The organism is Enterococcus sp. DIV1411a, assembly GCF_050531945.1.
GTDB lineage: Bacteria > Bacillota > Bacilli > Lactobacillales > Enterococcaceae > Enterococcus_B > Enterococcus_B faecium.
This window is the reverse complement of sequence record NZ_CP172892.1, coordinates 335,007-357,336: the sequence shown is the minus strand read 5'-3', so window position 1 is coordinate 357,336 and position 22,330 is coordinate 335,007. Positions and strand designations below refer to the sequence as shown.

Annotated in this window: 21 protein-coding genes; 2 read left to right on the top strand and 19 right to left on the bottom strand. The window is 38.6% G+C overall.

Annotated elements, in window-relative coordinates:
• Positions 1 to 47: 47 nt before the first annotated feature.
• Entirely contained in the window at positions 48 to 1,703 is a 1,656-nt protein-coding gene (locus IGJ87_RS01735; RefSeq protein ID WP_104775319.1) for an FAD-dependent oxidoreductase, read from the bottom strand.
• 1 nt (position 1,704) lies between these two features.
• On the bottom strand, positions 1,705 to 2,019 hold the full coding sequence (locus IGJ87_RS01730) for a rhodanese-like domain-containing protein (RefSeq protein ID WP_002328738.1): 315 nt from the start codon (positions 2,017 to 2,019) through the stop codon (positions 1,705 to 1,707).
• Between the two features lie 169 nt (positions 2,020 to 2,188).
• On the opposite strand from IGJ87_RS01730, the gene IGJ87_RS01725 reads away from it, so the two are divergent.
• Together IGJ87_RS01725 and IGJ87_RS01720 are read left to right on the top strand one after the other, a co-directional pair.
• Positions 2,189 to 2,449, top strand: coding sequence for a metal-sensitive transcriptional regulator (locus IGJ87_RS01725; protein WP_002294653.1), 261 nt, complete (start codon positions 2,189 to 2,191; stop codon positions 2,447 to 2,449).
• Positions 2,450 to 2,462: 13 nt separating this feature from the next.
• A complete protein-coding gene (locus tag IGJ87_RS01720) occupies positions 2,463 to 2,777 on the top strand; it encodes a DsrE family protein (RefSeq protein ID WP_002321527.1) in 315 nt (104 codons plus the stop codon).
• A gap of 650 nt (positions 2,778 to 3,427) precedes the next feature.
• On the opposite strand, the gene IGJ87_RS01715 is transcribed toward IGJ87_RS01720, so the two are convergent.
• The 17 genes from IGJ87_RS01715 to IGJ87_RS01635 form a co-directional block, all read right to left on the bottom strand.
• The gene (locus tag IGJ87_RS01715; protein WP_038811352.1) at positions 3,428 to 3,982 is read right to left on the bottom strand and encodes a CDP-alcohol phosphatidyltransferase family protein; all 555 of its coding nucleotides are present in this window, start codon (positions 3,980 to 3,982) and stop codon (positions 3,428 to 3,430) included.
• Positions 3,983 to 4,107: 125 nt separating this feature from the next.
• Complete coding sequence (locus IGJ87_RS01710; RefSeq protein ID WP_002328736.1) at positions 4,108 to 6,036, bottom strand: endonuclease MutS2; 1,929 nt, start codon at positions 6,034 to 6,036, stop codon at positions 4,108 to 4,110.
• A 305-nt stretch (positions 6,037 to 6,341) separates the two neighbouring features.
• Positions 6,342 to 7,058, bottom strand: a complete 717-nt coding sequence (locus tag IGJ87_RS01705; protein ID WP_002292560.1) for an MIP/aquaporin family protein — start codon at positions 7,056 to 7,058, stop codon at positions 6,342 to 6,344.
• A complete protein-coding gene (gene glpO, locus IGJ87_RS01700; RefSeq protein ID WP_002317521.1) occupies positions 7,059 to 8,882 on the bottom strand; it encodes a type 1 glycerol-3-phosphate oxidase in 1,824 nt (607 codons plus the stop codon).
• Between the two features lie 13 nt (positions 8,883 to 8,895).
• Positions 8,896 to 10,392, bottom strand: coding sequence for a glycerol kinase GlpK (gene glpK / locus IGJ87_RS01695; protein ID WP_002294668.1), 1,497 nt, complete (start codon positions 10,390 to 10,392; stop codon positions 8,896 to 8,898).
• Positions 10,393 to 10,527: 135 nt separating this feature from the next.
• Positions 10,528 to 11,988 carry a helix-turn-helix domain-containing protein gene (locus IGJ87_RS01690; RefSeq protein WP_002327498.1) on the bottom strand — a complete coding sequence of 487 codons (1,461 nt, stop codon included), beginning with the start codon at positions 11,986 to 11,988 and terminating at the stop codon, positions 10,528 to 10,530.
• The gene (locus tag IGJ87_RS01685; RefSeq protein WP_038811357.1) at positions 11,978 to 13,273 is read right to left on the bottom strand and encodes an NAD(P)/FAD-dependent oxidoreductase; all 1,296 of its coding nucleotides are present in this window, start codon (positions 13,271 to 13,273) and stop codon (positions 11,978 to 11,980) included. The genes IGJ87_RS01690 and IGJ87_RS01685 overlap by 11 nt, the downstream gene beginning before the upstream one ends.
• Before the next feature lie 342 nt (positions 13,274 to 13,615).
• Positions 13,616 to 14,293, bottom strand: a complete 678-nt coding sequence (locus tag IGJ87_RS01680; RefSeq protein WP_002328734.1) for a type 1 glutamine amidotransferase domain-containing protein — start codon at positions 14,291 to 14,293, stop codon at positions 13,616 to 13,618.
• Between the two features lie 29 nt (positions 14,294 to 14,322).
• Positions 14,323 to 15,414 carry an NADH-dependent flavin oxidoreductase gene (locus tag IGJ87_RS01675; protein ID WP_002328733.1) on the bottom strand — a complete coding sequence of 364 codons (1,092 nt, stop codon included), beginning with the start codon at positions 15,412 to 15,414 and terminating at the stop codon, positions 14,323 to 14,325.
• Positions 15,415 to 15,514: 100 nt separating this feature from the next.
• On the bottom strand, positions 15,515 to 15,949 hold the full coding sequence (locus IGJ87_RS01670; RefSeq protein WP_002294674.1) for a MarR family winged helix-turn-helix transcriptional regulator: 435 nt from the start codon (positions 15,947 to 15,949) through the stop codon (positions 15,515 to 15,517).
• A 147-nt stretch (positions 15,950 to 16,096) separates the two neighbouring features.
• Entirely contained in the window at positions 16,097 to 17,734 is a 1,638-nt protein-coding gene (locus tag IGJ87_RS01665; protein ID WP_038811361.1) for a glycoside hydrolase family 13 protein, read from the bottom strand.
• Between the two features lie 326 nt (positions 17,735 to 18,060).
• Positions 18,061 to 19,374: an NCS2 family permease gene (locus tag IGJ87_RS01660; RefSeq protein ID WP_002328310.1), complete on the bottom strand. Its 1,314-nt coding sequence runs from the start codon at positions 19,372 to 19,374 to the stop codon at positions 18,061 to 18,063.
• Positions 19,375 to 19,654: 280 nt separating this feature from the next.
• Positions 19,655 to 19,843: a hypothetical protein gene (locus tag IGJ87_RS01655; protein ID WP_002327504.1), complete on the bottom strand. Its 189-nt coding sequence runs from the start codon at positions 19,841 to 19,843 to the stop codon at positions 19,655 to 19,657.
• A gap of 19 nt (positions 19,844 to 19,862) precedes the next feature.
• Positions 19,863 to 20,285 (bottom strand): VOC family protein, encoded by a 423-nt coding sequence (locus IGJ87_RS01650; protein WP_002349820.1) that lies wholly within the window; start codon positions 20,283 to 20,285, stop codon positions 19,863 to 19,865.
• Positions 20,286 to 20,429: 144 nt separating this feature from the next.
• The gene (locus IGJ87_RS01645) at positions 20,430 to 21,140 is read right to left on the bottom strand and encodes a B3/B4 domain-containing protein (protein WP_002296773.1); all 711 of its coding nucleotides are present in this window, start codon (positions 21,138 to 21,140) and stop codon (positions 20,430 to 20,432) included.
• Positions 21,141 to 21,157: 17 nt separating this feature from the next.
• Positions 21,158 to 21,655 (bottom strand): GNAT family N-acetyltransferase, encoded by a 498-nt coding sequence (locus IGJ87_RS01640; RefSeq protein ID WP_002349822.1) that lies wholly within the window; start codon positions 21,653 to 21,655, stop codon positions 21,158 to 21,160.
• 36 nt (positions 21,656 to 21,691) lie between these two features.
• A complete protein-coding gene (locus IGJ87_RS01635) occupies positions 21,692 to 22,144 on the bottom strand; it encodes a MarR family winged helix-turn-helix transcriptional regulator (protein ID WP_002294693.1) in 453 nt (150 codons plus the stop codon).
• Between the last annotated feature and the right edge of the window lie 186 nt (positions 22,145 to 22,330).

The following is a 22,330-nucleotide window of genomic DNA, read 5'->3' as shown; positions in this document are numbered from 1 at the left end:
ATTAGTTTACCTCTTTTAAGAGTCGAATGCAAGCTTTTTAACGAGTATCATTTGTTAGGATATATCAGTTCTTCTGGTCGGACAGTTTGATATAAAGAAAATGCACCATCAAGGTTTTTTACGTGGTAGCCAGACTGCTTCAAGATTCTTTCCGCTAGATAGCTACGTAGTCCACTATGACAGCTGACGATATATTCTTGCTGGCTGTCTAATTCATCTAATCGGTCTCGAAGTTCATTCAAAGGGATATGTTTGGCTTCCTTGAATTTGCCTTTTTCCAATTCTTCTGCTGTTCGCACATCTAATAAAATTTTTCCTTTTGCTAATTCTGTCGGCAATTCATGCCATTGTACGGTTTCACTAAGCCCTTCTACAATGTTCATTGCTGCATATCCTAGCATGTTTACTGGATCTTTGGCTGAGCCAAATGGCGGTGCATACGTCAATTCTAATTCCGGTAAATCGAAGATCGTCAAATGCCCTTTGATTGCTGTTGCTAAAATATCGATCCGTTTATCCACACCTTTTGCCCCAACACCTTGTGCACCATAAATCTCGCCAGTCTCTGGATGGAAGATCAACTTCAGTAAAATATCTGTTGCTTCTGGATAATAGCTTGCATGATCTTTTCCTGATACATGAATGACTTCAAAAGACAGTTCGTTTTCTTTGGCTGTTCTTTCACTTAAACCGGTGGATGCGGCAGTCATTCCAAACGTTCGTATAATTGCTGTTCCAATACCGCCTTGATTTCTTCGAGAAATTCCGGAAATCGTGTCCGCAACTTGTCTACCTTGACGATTGGCTGGTGAAGCAAGAGAAATAAGTGCATCTTTTCCAGTGATTTGCTGTTTTACAACGATAGCATCCCCCACCGCATAAATATCAGGAATATTCGTTTGATATCGTTCGTCTACTAGGATACCCCCGCGTGTACCTAATTCGATTCCAGCAGTCACTGCTAGCTGGTTATCAGGACGAACACCAATGGATAAAATAACTAAATCAGCAGGGATGGTACGCCCATCATCCAGTCGCAATCGTTTCCCGTGGTCTTCAAATCCAGCGACAGCATGAGAAGTAATCACTTCTACTCCTTGATGAGACAATTCTTTTTCTATAAAAGCTGCCATTTCTTCATCCAGCGTCGGAAGAATATGTGGTGCTTGTTCGATCACCATGACTTCTAAACCTCTTCTTTTTAGGTTTTCTGCCATTTCCAATCCGATGAATCCTGCACCAACGATCACGGCACGCTTTGGCTGTTTTTCTAATGCATGTATCACTTTATCGATATCTGGTACATTTCTAATAGAAAAAACATTGTCGGCTTCTGTTATCCCTGGAATCGATGGAACAACTGGTTTTGCACCAGGAGATAAAACCAATGCATCGTACTGTTCAATGTGTTTTTGACCCTCATGTACGACTTCTACCGTTTTGTTTTCGGGAAAGATGGCTGTCACTTCATGATTTGGACGCACATCTAAACAAAAACGAGCGGATAATGATTCTGGCGTTTGGACAAGAAGATTTTCCCGTTCACTGATTTCTCCCGAAAGATAATAAGGCAAGCCGCAATTTGCAAAAGAAACATACGGTCCTTTTTCAAAAACAACGATTTCTGCATCTTCCATTAATCGGCGAAGCCGTGTAGCAGCAGACATTCCACCTGCTACACCTCCGACAATAACGATTTTCATCTTATTTCCCTCCTACTGTTCGATCAAACCATTGATTCATGCCACCACGTACATTCACTACAGCATAACCAGATTTCTTTAATTCTTTAGCTGCTTGTTTACTCCTCATCCCTGATTGACAAATCACATAGACGGTCTTTTCTTTGTCTCCATCATATCTGTTTATACTTTGTAATGGAACATTTTTAGCTCCTTTTATATGCCCGCCCCGGTATTCTTCAGGTGTTCTAACATCAAGTAACGCTGGATTTTCCAAAAGCTTTTCCTTTAATTCTGGGACTGTTATCGATTTTATTGATTGAAATAGCAAATTCATTTTCTGCACCTCATTTACATTTTTATAAATACCTCATGGGGTATATTAAACAGGAGCTTTATTAATATGTCAACCAAAATGACTCTTCATTTTTTTCACTACTTTTTATATTTGCATAAAATACCGATAAGGGGTATTATCTAATTATAAAAATAGAGGAGAATGTGTTATGGAGATTGATAATAAAAATATCCTGAACCGTTTGAAACGTACAGAGGGACAAATTCGTGGTATCCAAAAAATGATCGAAGACGAAAAAGAATGTATGGATGTCATCACTCAATTAAGCGCTGTTCGTTCTAGTATTGATCGCGTAATGGGCATGATCGTTGCAGATAATCTGAAAAATTGCTTTGAGAAACCTGATAGTAATCCAGAAGAACAAGCGGCTAAACTAGAACAAGCGATCAAGATGATTATTAAAAAGTAAAGGAATGATTTCAATGAAAGTCGTTTTCCATATTGATGAATTAGAAAAATGGTCAGAAACAGGGAAAAACGTAAAAAACCTGATAAAAGCTTCTCCAGAAACGACGATTGTCGTATCTGTAAATGGCATCGCGATTACCGGTTATCTAGACTCTGCCAATGCAGAATTCTTAGATTTGCAAGGAGTCGTTTTTCACGCTTGCGCCAATGCTATGCGTGCTAATCATATTTCAGAAAGTTCTTTACCTGAACAAGTAATCGTTGTACCAGCAGGTGTCCTTGATTTAGTTGAACTGCAATCCCAAGGTTATGCTTATATCAAGCCTTAGTCAGTAGAGGTTGCGACAGAAGTGATCAGCTTCAAGAAATAAGAAGGAATTTACGAAAATTGCTTCTCATATTTTTGTGAAATTTCGGCTTATTTTTCGAAGAAGCTACTTCTGGAAAACCGTGAATCAGAGGTTGTGAAAAAGCTGTCCTGCATCAAGTAATAAGAACAGCCAAACAAAAATAGCTTCTCATATTTTTCGTTTGGTTGGGCTTATTACCGCAGATGCAAGCTTTTGAACACCGTTTAAGGAAGAGGTTGTGAAATCAGCGGTTTGACCTAAGTATTAGAGAAAAAAACGGGAAAATAGCTCCTCATATTTTGCCGTTTTTTGAGCTAATACCGAAGGTCAGCTGATTGAACACCGTTTAAGGAAGAGATTGTGAAAAAGTCGCTTAGTTTCGAGTATTAAGAAAAATTTTGTGAAAATGGCTTTCTACATTTTTGCATAAATTTGGCTTAATACCGAGAAACTGGCTTTTGAATACCGTTTATCCAGAGGTTGTGAGCCTACCATTTAACTCCGAATCACAAGAAATAATTTCAAAAACAACTTCTCCTGTTTTTGGTTTGGTTGGCTTATTATCGAGAAGTAGCTACTGGGAGTCTATTTATCAAAAAAAGGAGTGCGACATAGGTCACACCCCTTTTTTATTTTCTTTGAAACATCTTTCGGTACTCGACAGCATACAAGACAAAAGATTGTAAAAGACCGTAAGTGATGACGGCAAAAATGACTCTCACCCACAGCGTTGGTAATTCTGGGAAAAGCAGCAAAAGGATCATGCCAACATAGATGACAGCAGTCGCTACTTTGCCATACCACTTCGCTCCACTTAATTTGATATTTTTAGATAGCCCGATTAATCCAGCTACAAACATAAAGCCTTCTTTTATCAAGAATAGACCAAACAACGGCCAAAGCCACGGTCGATACCATGCCATAGACAAAATCAGAAAAAGTTGTGTCAATTTATCTGCAAACGGATCAAGCACCTTCCCTAAGTCTGTTACCTGATTATATCTCCGAGCAATGACCCCGTCTAGATAATCAGACAAACCTGAGACAACAATGACCGCTCCTGCTATATAAAATGACTGTCTCAGCACAAAATAAAGATAAATCGGCAGCAAAAAAATACGGAATATCGATAAAAGATTCGGAATCGTTTGTATTTCTTTACGCCAGTCTGTGCTTAATTTCATTTTATCGCCCCACCTCCTCAGCACTCTTTTCTTTTTATTTTAGCTTACACGGGGAATAAAACCAATGATTTCACTGTTTTTATTTTTCTTTACAGCCACTGATATTATGAGCTAATTTGAGATAATCACTTGCTGTTTTCATCGTTTACTCTTCTTTCTTCCTGTCGTTTGCGCATTTCTTTTACTAGTACTTTATGAGCTTTTTTTGATCCTCGCTCTAGGTCACGCTGCCGTTTACGTGTTTTATAATCGATAAACAGACTGTCTAAATCGTAACCTGTCGGGTACAGATCTTCTGCTGAACGCACCAGACGAACACGCTGACGAGGCACGTGGATTATTTTTTTGTCTAAATATACATCAATCGTATCTTCACCTATATTTTCATAAACTAACGCTTCTTTTTGGTATTCATTGACAAATATCCGATCACCTTTTGCAAAGAGCTGGCGTTCTTTTTTATTGTCCTTCCTATTTGTAACTGCTGTCTTAGGAAGAAATTCTTTTTTCTGTGTCCGATAGGCTTTTTCCGCCAAGTAACGCTCTGCTTGATGGATCAATTTCATCGACATATCCATTTTATGAGCAATCCACAAAGCTTGGCTTTCTCCTGTTTCTCCAACCCGCAACTGATATTTAGGACGAAGTGCTTCCCGATCGAAAGCCATAGCAGCCGGCACAAAATCTTCATGATCTCCGGCGAATTTCTTGATTTCTCCATAATGGGTCGTGGCAATGATCAATGCCCCTTGCTCATATATAGATTCCATGATTGCGATCGCTAGTGCAGCCCCTTCATTTGGCTCTGTTCCACTGCCAATCTCATCTAAAAGTACCAACGTATTCCTTTTTATCTTTTTCAAAATAGCAGCGATGTTTTGCATATGACCAGAAAATGTACTCAACGCATTTTCTAAATTTTGGTGGTCACCGACATCGACGAAAATCTCATCAAAGACAGCAAGCTCTGTCCCTTCTTTTGCCGGAACTTGCATACCGAACATCGCCATCAAAGTCAATAAACCGACCGTCTTCAACACGACTGTTTTGCCTCCGGCATTTGCTCCGGTGATAATCAAGCCTCGATAGTCTTTACCGATTTCAACATCCAATGGTACCGCATGCTCAGGTAAAAATGGATGTCTGCCTTGCTTGATAATGATATGTTCTGATTTATTGATTCTAGGTGTGATTCCATTGATTTCTCGGCTAACTTTTGCCCGAGCAAAGATGATATCTAACACCGTGATCGTTTCGATCAATAAATCGATCACTTCTTCGTTTTCTGCGATAGCACCAGTCAATGCCGCCAGGACTTGATATTCTTCACTGATTTCTTCAGCTTTTAACAACTGATAGCGTTCATTCAATTTAGAAATCACAGTTGGTTCAATAAAAACCGTCGTTCTTTTATTTGATTCATCGATAATCGTTCCATCTATTTTATTTTTATAGCTGGCTTTGATAGGAATCGTATAGTATTCGCCTTTTTGAACAATCATTGCTTCTTGGATCATTTCTTTGTTTTTCGGATGACGCAAGAATTTCAGCAATTTTGACTGGATTTCTTTTTCGATTAGTTGCAATTGTTTGCGTACTTTACGCAAATTACGTGACGCGTCGTCACTGACTTTATTATTTTTTATTTTCTGGTCAATCAACTCTTCTACATTTATCAAATCAGGAAGATGTTTGCTATAAGCAAACAACAAGGGTGTCTGGTATTGATTCTTATCAAAAAACTTTGTGATCATCCGACTGCTTCTAAGAAAATCCGCATATTCGATCAAATCGGTTGGCTGCAGAATCAACCCTTTTTTGACTTGTTCTGTCAGTGCATCGATCCTCGGCAACCCCATAAATGGAACATGCTGACTGCTTTCTAAGATCAAGCGTGCTTCTCTTGTTTCTTCTTGACGATCCAAGACAGTTTGTAGGTTTGTCGAGACCGTCATATCGCTGATTCGTTTTTTGCTATAGTTTCCAATCGCTCTTGCTTGAATTTCCTTTTTGATCCGATCAAATTGTAATTGACTAATCATTTCGTTGTTCATACTCTCTCCTTTTCTTGAAGAGATACCTGTCCCAAAATAAATAAGGGCCTAGAGATAAATAAAAGGATAGAACACAGCTTAAAAAAGTCATGTCCTATCCTTATTAGAATACAAAGATATTGTTTTCCTGACAGGTACCGTTTCATAAGCACACCAAATAAACTTTGTTTATTGGCTATTCGACTTACTGATTAGATACCAGCTACACTCACAAAACATACCCCATTCTTCTAGGTCTTATTTATTTTCCACTTAACTATAGCAAGACATATTTTGGTTGTCAAACTTTAGTATGTTTTATAGATTTACACCATTAATGAATAGACACCTACCGCGATAATTGCTCCGATCATTGGACCTGCGATTGGTACCCATGAATATGCCCAATCTGAAGTACCTTTATTAGCTATTGGCAATACCGCATGAGCTAATCGAGGACCAAAGTCCCGAGCAGGGTTGATTGCATATCCTGTTGGCCCTCCTAATGAAAGACCGATTGCCAAGATTAATCCACCTACAGCGAATACGTTCGTTCCAGGTGCAAATTCGTTTTGTCCAAAAGCTAGCAACCCAAGAACTAATACAAATGTACCAATTAATTCTGTGATCACATTTGCTGGATAATTCCGTATAGCAGGACCTGTTGCAAACGTGCCTAAAATCGCGCTTTCATCTTTCGTTGCATTCCAATGTGGCAAATAAGAAAGCCAAACAAGAATGGCCCCTGCAAAAGCTCCTAAAACTTGCGCAATGATGAAAGGAACGACAAGATTCCAACTAATTGCCCCTGTCATCGCCATAGCTAGAGAGACTGCAGGATTCAAATGAGCTGGGCCCATGAATCCAGAAATATAGACAGCCATTGTTACAGCGAGTCCCCAACCAAATGCGATGACAATCCAGCCAGAAGCCTGTGCTTTACTTTTGTTTAAATTCACAGCCGCACACACACCATCTCCAAGCAAAACTAGGATCAGTGTCCCAATAAACTCCCCCATGATTTGAGTCATATCACTGTTCATTTATTTCTCCCCCTTTAGTTCCCGCAGATCTGATTCTGCAATCAATGCTTCTAAACGTTTAGTCTGTTGCGCCTTCTCCTCTTCTGTCCATTCAAAATATCCAGCAATTGCATCGATCACAGGTTGCTTGATCTCATCCAGCTGATCTCGTTCAAACAACAGATGATTTGTACGACGAATGAGATAATCGCCTGGGGCCAAAACCATTTCTTCTTCTAAACCATAACGTAACCGAGCTGACTCAGCGAGACTCAAACCAGGATAAGGTGCCATTTCTTTTGCTAATTCAAAGATACGTCGAGCATTAGTCCCGTAAAAATCAGCGATATAAGTAGCATCTTCTTCCTCTAAGCCGGCTGCTACTCCTTCTTTTGCCAATTCTGTCACTGTTTCTTCTAATTTAGTTGGATCGAAGTTTCCACCTGAAATCTGATATTTTTTAGAGTCGATTTCTTTCGTCTCTATTCCGTATTCTTCTTTTAACAGCTGACGGATCAATCGCAAAGCTCCTTCTGCCATCTTACGGTAATCGGTGATTTTCCCGCCAGATAAAGTCAGCAAACCATCTGGTTCTCTTTCTAAAGAACTACCTCTGGAAATCGTAGAAGGTGCTTTTTCATCACGGCTGTTTTCCAAATGGTTCAGCACGTCTTCTACTTCAGCACGAGAAACTTTGTTTTCCTTATATTCACTTACTGTATCGACAACTTTATTGAAGCTCTTGTCTGAAATCGATCCATTATCTCCACCATTGTAATCAGAACCAGAATTACCAATCAACAGTGGACGAAGTCCTGCCCAGCTTGCTTCGATATCTTTCAATGTGATATTTGCTTCTGGATAGCGATGATTGATCACATCCAATAGATAATCTACATCTTCTTGTGTGACTTTCGGATCCGTAAAATCTCCTTGGTAATCCGTATCTGTCGTACCAAAGTAAGTCTTGTTTTCTCTTGGAATAGCAAAAACCATCCGCCCATCTTGCTTTCCTGTATCGAAGTATGTGGGTTGCGGTACAGGCAGTTTTTTCGCATCTACAACTAAATGGATCCCTTTAGTTGGACGCATTTTAGGAGAGACTGGACGCGTAAAATTCAAGTTTCGTACTTTATCTACCCAAGGACCACTCGTATTGATCACTAATTTTGCTTTGATTTCGATCACTTCATCTGTCAGCAGGTCACGAGCTTTGACGCCAACGATTTGATCGCCATCATATAAAAAGCCAACCGCTTTCATTTTACTTACTAGATAAGCCCCATCTTCGGCAGCCTTTTTGATGTTATCAATCACTAAACGGGCATCATTGTTGCGGAAATCTAGATAGACACCCGCGCCTTTTAGCCCTTCTTTTTTCAAAAACGGTTCTCTTTCCAATACTTCTTCTGGTGTCAGCGTATAATTCTCATATTTGGTTCCTGTCACATTTGCCAGTTTGTCATAAAGGTCCATTGCTACTTTGACCGAGAACATATTGAAGGTTGTTGCTCCTTCGCCCTCATAGATTGGCAAAAGCATTGGATCTGGTTTTGGGATGTGTGGGGCAATACTTTGTACGACTGCACGTTCACCAACTGTGTCAGCTACTACTTCCACATCAAATGTCTTCAGATAACGAATACCGCCATGAACAAGTTTGGTCGAGCGAGAGGAAGTCCCTTCTGCAAAATCCTGCATTTCGATCAATCCTGTTTTGATTCCTGATGCTGCTGACTGGACTGCCACACCGGCACCAGTGATTCCGCCACCGATGATCAACAGATCCAATTCTTCTTGCTGCATTTTTTGAATGCTATCTTGTCTTGTCTTGTTTGAAAACATATGGATTTCCTCCTTATTCAAATGCTTGGGTAGCTTTTACTGCTTTTTTCCAACCGTTGTAAAGTTTTTCTCGGCGCTCTTCCTCCATTTGAACTTCAAATAGCTTGCCAGCTTCATAAAATTCGCGGATCTCGTCTGTATCTTTCCAATAACCGACAGCTAATCCTGCTAAAAATGCTGCCCCTAGCGCCGTTGTTTCCAAGTTTTCTGCTCGTTGGATCGGTACATTCAAGATATCTGTTTGGAATTGCATCAGATATTCATTGTTTGCTGCACCGCCATCTACTTTCAATACAGGAATCTTGATTCCAGTGTCATCTTGCATCGTATCGATGATATCTCTCACTTGATAAGCAATCGACTGTAAAGTAGCTTTAATGATATCTTCTTTTGTCGTACCACGTGTCAAGCCAAACATAGCCCCTCGTGCTGCCTGATCCCAATAAGGAGCACCTAGCCCAACGAATGCAGGAACAACATAAACCTCATCTTCGCTTGTAGAGCGTTTCGCTGCGTCTTCTGAATCGCTAGCTTTTTGCAACATTTGAAGTCCATCTCTCAGCCATTGAATCGAAGAACCAGCCACAAAAATACTTCCTTCTAAAGCATAGTAAACCTTTCCATTTATGCCGTAACCAATTGTCGTCAATAAATTATTTTTGGATAATTGCGGTTTTTCACCGGTATTCATGACAATAAATGAACCTGTACCATAAGTATTCTTGACCATACCTGGCTCAAATGCCATTTGTCCGAATAATGCGGCTTGCTGGTCTCCTGCCATCCCTGAAATTGGTGCTTCGCTTCCATAAAAATGATAACCTTGCGTATAACCATAAACTTCTGAGTTAGAAGTAACTTTTGGTAACATCACTCGAGGAATATTCAATAAATCCAAAATTTCCTGATCCCAATCTAGCTGATGGATATTGAACAACATCGTCCGGCTGGCATTCGAGTAATCAGTAACATGTGCTTGTCCATCGGTCAGTTTCCATACTAACCAAGAATCGATCGTTCCAAACATCAATTCGCCTTTTTCAGCTCGTTCTTGCGCGCCTTCTACATGATCAAGAATCCAGCGTATCTTCGTTGCTGAGAAATAGGCATCGATCACTAACCCTGTTTTTTCGTGGAAAAATTCTTGATAGCCTTCATTTTTTAAGTTATCTGCAATTCCAGCTGACTGTCTGGATTGCCAAACAACTGCATGATAGATTGGACGTCCTGTATCTTTTTCCCATATTACTGTTGTTTCACGCTGGTTCGTTATGCCAATCCCAGCAATCTGATTTGGTTTGATACCTGATTCGATGAACGCTCCGGCAATAACTGACTGTACAGAATTCCAGATTTCATTTGCATCATGTTCCACCCAACTTTCTTGCGGGAAATATTGCGTGAACTCTTTTTGAGAACTGCCGATGTGTCTTCCTTTCTTGTCAAAGATAATTGCTCGTGAGCTAGTTGTACCTTGGTCAATCGCCATGATATACGTTGATTCTGTCATTGTGATTCCCTCCATTATATGCAAACGCTTTCTTTAACTACTCTTATCATACTACTGTTTTAAAAAAAGAAACTGTCAAAATTTTATTCTTTTTTTCTTTTTTTGACAGTTTTTTATTATGAAGCTATTTTTTAATCAATTCTTTTCTTTTTTCAGCGTCTCTATTCTTCTTTTCAATCGAATAATGTCGTAAGGTGACGCAAATTCTGACAGATAATATTCACACTGTTTTTTGTTTCTCTGGCAAAATGTGATTACCAAATCATATTCTTTACCTTCTTCATAACTTCCAATCTCAATACCGCCGATTCCCCTCAGTTCTCTGATCAGATATTGTTGAAAAGCAATACGATAAATCGGCAGACTTTCTAAATCGATTCCAATCACTACTGGTTTTGCAATATAAAAATCGATCATCAAAAGAACATTGGCATACTGGATCATCAGGTAACTAAGCTCACTGTCTTCAGCTCTTTTCCTCGGCAATTGCTGCACCGCTGTTTCCTGTAATTTCGCCAGTAACTGTGTTAAGGAATGCCCGAGCATTTTCTGCTGCTGTTCCAAAAGCCGATCACGCTCATAGACTTCGATCTTTCCAACAAAGAAAAACCATTCATTGTTGATCTGGGAAATTTGGTAGCCTACTGCCTTTTCTTCTTTGATTTTCAAACGACGAGGACGATAATGCCATAGCATCGTTTCCCGAATGTAAGTATCTAAAACAGCAGTTGGTAACTTTTTGCTCCGTGTCAAATCATACTGATAAAATATTTCTTCGTCTACTATCGAAAAAGAAACAAAAAAGCTGTAAAACATCATTGTTTCGTATACATTCAGTTCTGCTGCTGTTCGACTAAGATGCATCACGATGATTGGATCGATTGCTTGATAAAGCCGGTCCGACTGATAGAGTAATTTCTTTTCTTTCAAAGTTGCGTACGTACTTTTTTCATTCAATAGTCTTTTTTTCGTAATCCCGAGCCAGCAAGCAATCTGTGCTTCTGCTGATGCCGTAAACGTTGTTTCTAATACACGGTCCAATCCTAGAATGAACGGTCTTTTTTCTGGTGTATTTTGCAAAAAAAGCGGTCGCTGATCTTCCGGGATATATTGGAATAATTCATAATAAAAATATCGTATCTGTAGCTCTTCTCCGTATAATTGACCGTTTTTGATTTGTAATCCAAATTCCTCTAAGAGCTGGTTCAATTCTTTGATCTTTCGAAAAATAGAAGACTCACTGATATTAAACGCTGTCGCTAATCGAACGATGGATACTTGCTGATGTTCTAATAAATAGACGAGCATCTTAAACTTCAAGCTTTCCTGCAATAAAAACAATAGAATTTTTTCCAAACTTACATCTTCGTCCAACACCAGCAGCGCCTGATACTCATTTCGCTGTACTTCTACTTTTTTTTCCATCATTCGGCCAATCAATTCAATATCTTCCAAATATTGATCAAACGAGGCTTTTGACAGTTGGACATGCTCTCTCAAACCATTGATAGAGGCTGTTCCCCCTTGTAGAACAAGGTTTCGCAAAATCAGGATCTGTAACTGCTCTTTTCTTTCTAATAATGCTTCAATCTTCATAGGCAGTATTCGCCACCTTTGACCACACCATATCTGGCACACGGTATTCTGGCTGGAAAAATAGCTCATGTTCTTCTAACTGTTCAAACGTCCATCCTTCTTCTACTGCAATTGTCAGTTGGTCAAGAAGGTGGAACATCTCTTTTTTGCTTTGGAGCTGTACTCCAAGAATCTTTTTTTCAGAATCAAATAGAAATTTGAGTTTAACTTTGCTTTGATTTATTGCTGTAAGCTTGTATTCTACGTATCCTGTTTCAATTTTTTTGGGATAAAAAATGCTCTCTTCTTCTGTCAAACCTACGCTTCCTAAGAAATAGCCAAACCACTGATTGCCGACTGGACGATAGGTTCCCTGATCCTTTGTCTGTGAGCCACTAATTGTCTTGCTGACATTTCGTGCTGTACGGACAGCGTTATTTACTAGAGAAACATACATTTTTTCATTTGTTGGACGAAAAGTTACTTGGATCGCATCGCCAATCGCATAGACGTCTTTTTGAGACGTTTGCAAGTAGTCATCTACCCAGATCGTTCCATCATCATTCAATGTTAATTGTTCTTCCCACATCTGATTGTCGGGGCGAGAATGATTAGCCAGCAAAACAAGATCATAGTTCTCCTTTCTTTTTTCCGTCTCTACAATAGCGGTTTCATTTTCAGTCAAAGACACAACTTGTTCTTCTAAAAAAAGTGAAAGCCCTTGATTTTTCATTTCCTTTACTAACGGTTCTGTCATTTCAGGATCTAGATAACGAAAAAGAATTGACTTTCGGCTTTCGTAAAGATGGATTTGTTTTTTTCTTGATGCCAAACCTTCAGCTATTTCGATTCCTGCTTGTCCTGCACCAATAATTGCAATTTTCTTTGCATTCATGATCTTTTGCTGAAGAGCCGTTACGTTTTGTATCTTTTTAACTGGGTGAATAAGCGTTGATTCTGCAGAAATATTTCGAAACTTTTGATTTGAACCAGTCGCTAGAATCAAACGATCAAAATCCAATTTTTTTCCTCCTGCTAAAACGACTTTTTTTTCTTTCAATCCTATTACTGTCTTTTCTGTGTAAACATGGATTCGATAGCGGTCAGTCAGTTCTTCTTTCGTGATCCAAGAAAGTTGTTTTTCACTGGTAACCTTTCCTTTTAATATCAAATTGAACCCGCTGGGAATCCATCCTAACTTCGATTGCTTTTCAATCAAATATATTTCACTTGTTGGCATCAATTGGCGAAGATAAATAGCCGCATGAATCCCTGCAAACGACCCGCCGACAATTACAATGTTCATCTGCATTCCTCTTTCTTATAAGGTGTTCTACTGCTAACTTCTCAATCAGAAAACACAGTATTCATAACTCGCTTTCAACCTTATGATACATAGCGATGCAGCAGAATCAACCCTCTCCATCATACCGTGTTCTAGGTCTGTTTCTCAATAATATACTAGTGGACCTAATTGAAGAGTATCATTTCTGAAGAGATGTTTCAAAAAATGTACTCTTATAAAAGAAAAAAACTCGCCTTTTACGTACCTCTGTCCAAATAGGAAACAGAAAAGAACGAAAAGACGAGTTTTAGTGTGTGTAATGTAATAGTTAGAATAGACACATCATTTTTATGCTAATAATTTTTAATTCTTTAATGCTTCAACAACTGCTTCGCCTAATTGATGAGCAGATTGAGGATTTTGCCCTGTAAGAAGCCGCCCATCAATGTGAACCACTTCTGAAAAAGCTCCACCAGACTGATAGTTTGCTCCTTTTTCTTTCAAAGCATCTTCTGCTAAGAATGGTACTTCATTCGTTGTACCATTTGCTTCCTCTTCTTCATTACTGAACCCAGTCACTGTACGTCCAGCTAAAATAGATTTTCCAGACTCATCTGTAACTGGCAACAATCCTACAACACCGTGACAAATAGCTGAGACCAGCCCTTCATTTCGATAGATTTGTGAAGCGACTTTCCCAAGATCTATTGCTTCTGGAAAATCCCACATTGTTCCGTGGCCACCAGCATAATAAACCGCTGCATAATCATTTGCATCCACATCATCAGGACGTAAGGTATTTCCCAAGGCCCGATTTCTGAAATCTTCATCTTTATAATAGGCCCAATCGATTTCATCCATATTCAAAACACTTTGCGGTTCTAAAGGTACATATCCGCCTTTAGGACTGACAAAATCTGCATCGATCCCATTTTTTACTAATACATCATAAAAATGAGTCAGTTCACTTAACCACAAACCTGTAGGACGCTCGATCTTTTCGTACTTTTCTACATTTGTTAATACGATCAATACTTTCATTTTCCCATCCTCTTTCTATAAAAATTGCGTTATTGATAACGTGCTTTCAAGAAATTATATAATGGACTTGGCAAATAAAGCTCTTTATATGCTTCTTCGAAGGGTTTCGTTACAAATTCATCCTCACGGTTTTCCAATAATTTCTCTGCCCAGTCAGGATCGACGATCATTTGCTGTCCAATTGCTGCAAGTTCTGCATATTTCAATACCTGCTCTACATCTTCGCGATTGCGGATCCCACCGACACCAACTAAAGGGATCTTTCCTTGAATCGTGTTATGGACCACTTCAAGAATCGATTTATCGTTGTATTTATCAGAACGAGCTATTCGATCATACATATTTAATGAAACATGCAGATAATCTAGTTTTGACTCACGTAATCGTTCAAGAAGCCAGATCGTGTCTTCAAAACGGATACCTGGTGTTTCATATTCTTCTGGTGAGAAACGATACCCTACGATGAATGGTTTTTTAGCATATTGTTCAACCGCTGAGAAAATCGTTGTTAATAATTCTTCAATAAAACGATAACGACTTTCCAAGCTACCGCCCCATTGATCCTCTCGTCTATTCGAATGCGGAGAGAAAAATTGTTGGATCAAATACGTATTTGCTCCATGCAACTCGATTCCATCAAATCCTGATTCAATCGCTCTACGTGTGGCTTTGCCAAATGCTTGGATTGTTTCAACGATTTCTTCTTCACTCATTGCTCGTGGTGTTTCCGCATCAGGACGTTTTGCTGCAACTGCACTTGCAGATACAGGCTGTTCTCCAGATAAAGTTGCTCGACTTGTCATTCGTCCACCGTGGAAAATCTGAATAATCGCTTTTGCGCCTTCTCCTTGGATTGCTTTCGCTAGCTCACTTAACCGAGGAATCATTTCATCATGAGCGATGCTGAGTTCACCTGGCCAGCCTTTTCCGATATCTTGGACATTTGCAGCACCAGTAATAACAGCACCAAGACCTTTAGAACGTTGTTTATAATAAGTGATCTCATCTTCGGTGATCACTCCATTGAAAAAGCTGAGTTGTGTCGTCATAGGCGACAGCATCAATCGGTTCTTCAATTGAACTCCTGAAGGTAAAGTAATTGATTGATCAAATTGTGACATTGTCATTCCTCCCATAATTCGCTCTGATTAACCTATCGAGAATCATCTATCATTAAACCACTCGATTAGTTGTACATGCAACTAATTTGCTTAAAAAATTTTATTTTTTTTGTAACTTATCTGTTGCATCATTCATTGTCTGGGCTAATTCTTTACTTGCTTCATTTCCCAAAACTGCTTTGTATGACTGATGAAGTTCTTCCCAGCTACCATCGACTTCCTTAGCAAATTGGCGTCCTTGTTCTGTAAGATAAACTAATGACAAGCGACCTTCGCTAACTGTTTTGACGTATCCTTTATATTCTAATTTTTCAACAAAACGAGCAATCGTTGATGGGGCGGAATAGAGCATTTGTGCAATATCTTTTTGTGGTATTCCATCTTTTTCTTTTAATATCAATAAAATAAAACCATAAGTTGGTGCCAGACCTGTCCTTCTAAACGCTTCATCAGCTAATTTATTCAACATGCGATCTAGCTTTTTCACGCTAAAGAAAAGACATTCATCTAACGCTTTTTCAATTGGCTTTTCCATTTCATCCCCTCCATTGGCGTACATATCATAGTATGATTTTTATTTTTTGTCAAAAAACTCGTAATAATGACCGCCTCTTCTGTTTAGTTTTGAGAAAAAGAAGTTGTGACAAAAAATGTGTCACAACCTCTCGGTAATACGTTTCAATCAAATAAGCTTTTCTTTATTTACTTCCACCACAAATGCTTCATATGGTCGTAACTCGACTTTGCCGTCTGGTAACTGTTTCAGAGGATAATTTGACACAATAACCCTTAAAGCTTCACGTGGAACAGTGAACGTCTGCTTTTCACTGGACATATTACAAATAACGAGCCATTGCTGGTCTTCATATATGCGAGAATAGGCAAAGACATGCTCAGGCGTCTTTTCCACTAATTCATAGTCTCCCCAGACGATGATGTCATGTTTTCTACGCAAATCAATCAATTTCTTGTACATATAAAAAACAGAATCTTGATCTGCTAACGCTTCTTCTGCATTGATTTCTTTATAATTTGGATTGACTCGAAGCCATGGAATTCCAGTAGTAAACCCAGCATATTCACGGGCGTTCCATTGCATAGGCGTCCTAGCATTGTCTCTTCCTTTCGCATTGATTGATTCCAAGATTTCCTCTTTTGTAAATCCAGAAGAAATCCTTTCGTTATACATATTGATTGTCTCAATATCTTTTGCTTCCGCGATATCATCGATTGGGCAATTCGTCATGCCTAACTCTTCTCCTTGATAGATATAAGGGGTGCCTTTCATCATATGGATCAAGATAGCAAACATCTTGGCACTTTCTTTTCGATACACATCGTCATTTCCCCAACGAGAAACAATTCGCGGAAGATCGTGATTATTCCAAAATAAACTATTCCATCCTTCATCACCTAAAGATGTTTGCCATTTGGATAATACTTTTTTCAGTTCAGAGATACTCAAGGGTTTCAAATCCCATTTGTCTTTGCCTTCTTGCTGATCTAATCCTATGTGTTCGAATTGGAAGACCATGGATAATTCATTTCTTTTAGGATTGGAATAAAGTTTAGCGATTTCGGTAGTTGCTCCCCATGTTTCGCCAACAGTCATCAGATTTTTGTCACCAAAAGTTGCTTGATTCATTTCCTGAAGATACTCATGCAGTTTAGGTCCATTACTTGTGATTTCTTTATCCGGTTCTTTGCCAATCATATCGATCACGTCCATACGAAAGCCACCAATACCTTTATCGATCCAGAAATTCATCATTTGATAAATCTCTTGGCGAACCTGTTTATTTTTCCAATTCAAATCAGGTTGACGCTTGCTATACAAGTGCAGAAAATATTGCCCCGTTTTTTCATCCAACTGCCAAGCAGAACCACTGAATATTGAGCGCAATCTATTAGGCTCTTTTCCATTGACCGGATCACGCCAAATATAATAGTCCCGATAAGGATTTTCTTTATTTTTACGGGCCTCAATGAACCACGGATGTTCATCAGAAGTATGATTCACCACCAGATCCATTATGATACGGATATTTCTTTTCTTTGCTTCTTCAATCAGTTCTTCCATTTCTTCCATCGTACCGAATTCTGCCATGATTGCTTGATAATTACTGATATCATACCCATTGTCATCATTCGGAGACTCGTATACTGGAGAAAGCCAAATTGCATCAATACCTAAATACGCCAGATAATCCAACCTGGAAATAATCCCCCGCAAATCTCCAATACCATCTTGATTTGAATCTTGAAAACTTCTTGGATAGATTTGATAAACAACTGAATGGTGCCACCATTTTTGTTCCATGATTTTCCTCCTATAAATGGATGTTTCTATTTTTTGCTTAATCATTTATTTTAGTCTCTCTCACTAAAAATTGTAACGCTTTCAAATAGCTATTGCACCTTGTTATCGGTAACAGAATAAAACAAAAAAACAGCTGAGGAAATTTCCTCAACTGTTTTTTGAAAGGATTGATTTATGCAGGGAAGAATGCTGATTTCACAACTTCTTTATAAACGGTGTTCACTCAGCTGTCCCTTGGTATTAGCTCAAAAAACGGCAAAATATAAGAAACTATTTTTTCGTTTTTTCTCTAATACTCAGGCCAGAACACTGATTTCACAACCTCTTTATTTCACATTCAATATCCACATGAATCCCACGAATACAAAAAACAGACCATACATGATTGGAGATACTTCTTTTCCTCTTTTAGCTGCTAACATGGTAATTGGATAGAAGATAAAACCTAATGCAATCCCATCTGAAATACTATAAGTCAAAGGCATGCCGATCAAGATCAAGAATGAAGGGATCGCAATCTCTAAGTTTCCCCATTCGATTTGTCGCAAAGATTGTGCCATCAATACTCCTACCATAATCAATGCTGGTGCAGTTACTTGTGAAGTAACAACTGATAGTAATGGAGAAAAGAACAAGCCTAACAAGAAGAAAATCCCTGTAGTAATAGCTGTGATACCTGAACGTCCTCCAACGGCGATACCAGCTGATGATTCTACAAATGCACCAACAGGAGAAGTACCTAATAAGGAACCCGCAAGCATAGCTGTTGAATCAGAAGCTAAAGCTTTCCCTACGCGAGGCATCTTGTTGTCTTTCATGAAACCTGCTTGATTTGCTAATCCAACTAAAGTTCCTGCTGTATCAAAGAAAGTCACAAGCAAGAATGTCAGCACTACGACCCACATTTGAAGAGAATTGATGTCCCCTACATGTTTTAATGCAACTAAAAATGTTGGTTTCAAACTTGGTGCTGCGGCAACAATTTCAGAAGGCATTGGAATCAAACCTGTGACCAGACCTAAAATCGTTGTAGCTGCCATCCCGATGAAGATGCCACCTGGTACACGCCGAACAAGCAAGATAGCAGTTACGACTAATCCAAAAATCGTCAACCAAGTAGAACCAACGTTGAGTGATCCTAATCCTACTAATGTAGATTCATTCGAAACGATGATCCCACCTTCGCTCAGACCAAGGAAAGCAATAAATAGACCGATACCGCCAGAAATCGCATATTTTAAATCTGCTGGGATCGCATCAATGATCATTTCCCGCAGCTTGAAGATTGTGATCAAAATAAAAATCAAAGAAGCAACGAATACGCCGGCTAATGCTGTTTCCCATGGAATCCCCATTCCTAAACAAACAGAATAAGCAAAAAAAGCATTGATCCCAAGAGCAGGTGCCGTTCCAATTGGATAACGGGCTAATACCCCCATTAAAATACAGCCGATCGCACTGGCTAATGCAGTCGCAGTAAACACTGCTCCTTCATCCATTCCAGAAGCACCTAATACAGTTGGATTTACAAATAAGATATAAGCCATTGAGATAAATGTTGTAAATCCTGCCAGTACCTCACGTTTTACCGTGGTGTTCAATTTTTCTATTTCGAAGTAGGAAAGTATTTTTTCCTTCATCTTCCATCCCCCTAAATCCGAACATTATAAATAAAGTCCGTTAAAATTTCGATTTATTAATAAAACAACGTGTTTTATCATATACTAAAACAAAATATAAGTAAACAAAAAATTCGGATTTTAAGCAAAATCCGAACGTTTCATCTGATTAAATCCCTTTATCTCAAAGTTCATGAACATTCACTTTGGATTACAAGAATTTCTTTATTGTGTTAATAAAGTTTCTTCATTCTAGTCTCAAAAATCAATAGTGTGATTTGATTTTACCATTTCGTTTCTGTTATTCTTTGATGAATTCTTTTGTATCGACAGGATTCAGATTATTTAGTCCGCCAAAACCTGTGTCGACCATTTTTCCCCAGCCTTTTGTCTTCTTTTTTCCTGATTTGAGATTCTTTGCTCGAAGCTTCTCACTATGTTTTGCTCGCCGATACTTCAAATAACCTTCTAATCTTCCCATTAGATCCACTGTTTTTCCTCCTTTTTATTCAATCAGACGACTCAGCTTTTCCTATAACAAAATAATTGCCTTCAGGGTCCGAAAAATTGAAAGTCAAGACGCCATTGTTGTCTGTGATTTCTCCTGGTTCTTCCATGTTCTCGTAGATAGTCTCAAATTCGTCCGTAAAAAACACTAAAGAAGGCGGTGGTCCTAATACTTCTGGTGAAAATTTCTGCACAAATACTTTTGGGAATACGCCTAATTCTAATTCTTTTGAGATGCTGAGTACAATACTCTTAAATTCTTCTGGCAATTCGATTGTTTCAGAAATTTCTGCACCAATTTTTTCTACAAAGAATCGGCAAATCATCTCTACGTCATTGACATAAAGCATCACACGTGTTTTTTGTATCATCGTTTGACCCTTCTTTCTATTTGATTTTCTTTCCTGTCTATAAACTGATTCCATTATATCACGAAAGCGCAAACACCTTGTGTTTGATACTATTCAAGAAAAATAAAGCAATAGTTTCTAGGATTGCTTTCCTCCACAAACTTTTTTTACAAAAAAAAAAAAACGGCAATGAATGCCGCTCTTCTTTTTTCGATTCTTTTATAATTCTGCTTCTGATTCATCTTTGGTTAGTGTGTGTCTAACACTAGTTACGCCAAATGTTTGATCGATTTTTTCCTTCAACGCTTCGATTGCCTGTGCGCCACGTGCCGCTTGTTCAGCATTGATGGATTCAATGACCAGCACCGCTGCTTGTGTTTCTTCCGTCAGCATCGTTCTTTGGGCTTCACGCCAGTTGAGACAGCGACAGATCGCTCCTTGTTCATCATAGTAGATGATTTCTTCCGGAAGTGCCGGAGCATCGGAATCTGCACCTAAAGGCAAGAATGATTCGCCACCTTGGGCTTTTCCTAAATGCAGATTTCCTGCGATCTTTTCGATATCTTCTCCGCCGCAAGGTACGCCAAAAGACAAGGAAATACTATTATAGATATCTACAAGCGGATTGATTGGGAAAAATTCCCGTTCTTGATTTGCACGTTTCAGTAAAGCTTCAATAGAAGAACGTGCACCTTTTTTAGTCTTGAATGTGGTAAATGCCTGACGCCACTGAGCAATGACTTCGTTTTGGCTGAATGTTTCTTCTGTAAGGTAATTTCTTGCTTCTTTTGCTGCCTCATTCAATAATTGATGATACGTTTCTTCACTTTCTTTTGTTACGTGGTTATCGATACCATTTACGGATAAGATTTCGATGGTTGCTTCAGGAAATACTTCCCAGAAATTGGTATCCACTATTACTTTTTTCATATGTTCACACCTCTTGATTAGAATAATTGCTTGATGAATAGATAGTCTGTTTGGGGATCATCTCCCATATAAAAAACATGTTCGCTGTATTTGATAAATCCTTTTTTACGATAAAAAGCGAGCGCAACATCGTTGTGTTCCCAAACACCGAGCCAAATGGCTGTTTTTTGCTTTTCTTTTGCTTTTTCAATAGCTGTATCTAGTAAAAATGTACCGATACCTTGATGTTTAAATTTTTTTCGTACATAGATTCGCTCGATTTCTAAAAAATGATCAGCCATTTCCTCAGATTGACTCGTTCCTGTATTTAGTTTCAGGTAACCCGCAGGCTCTTGATCGATACTCACTAGGAAAAAATCGGTTTCTTTATCTTTTAGCTCTTCTGTAAGTTTTTCTGGCGCATAAGCTTGTGTCAAGTAATCAGCTAAATGCTTCGGTGAATTATCTTTTCCAAATGTATCTGTAAATGTTTCGATACTGATTTGTTGTAGTAAGTCTACATCTGAAGGCGTCATTTTTCGAATTTCGTATTTATTCACGGCTTCTTCCTTTCAATAGATCCTTTTATTGCCTTTTTTGACAAAATTCCAATCTTCGCTAACATTCTTGCATACTTTATTTAAAAGATATTCCAATTGTTTTGCTTCTTCGTCAGAAAGACCATTTAATGCGACTGCATTGGAGTAGTTGTTTTCTCGAATGATGAAAGGATAGATTTCTGCTCCTTTTTTAGTCGGATAGAGTTTCTTGATTTTTTTATTTTCTTTATCTTCCAAACGTTCGATCATCCCATTGGATTCTAATTTCTTGATTGCTCGGGCAGTCGTTGTACGATCTACTTTGATCATTTCTGCTAGTTTTTCTTGGATGATTCCAGGATTTTCGCAAATACGTACTAAATAAAGATACTGTCCTCTTGTTAAATCGACTTCTTTGAATTCGATATTGCTGATAGAATCTAGCGCTCGGGCAATCATTCCGATGTCTCGAAGGATTTCAGCCATTTCATCCCACCTTTATTTTGTTTGTAAGACTAGTTTACCTCTTTTTGTTGCAAATGCAACTATTTTCAATAAAAAAATCAAGTTCTTTTTTAATAACTAGTAAACCTGAATAATTCATACTTTTAATTAAAACCATGTGAAACTGCCTCACGGCAGCTTACAATTACTTTTTCATCTTCACCCGTT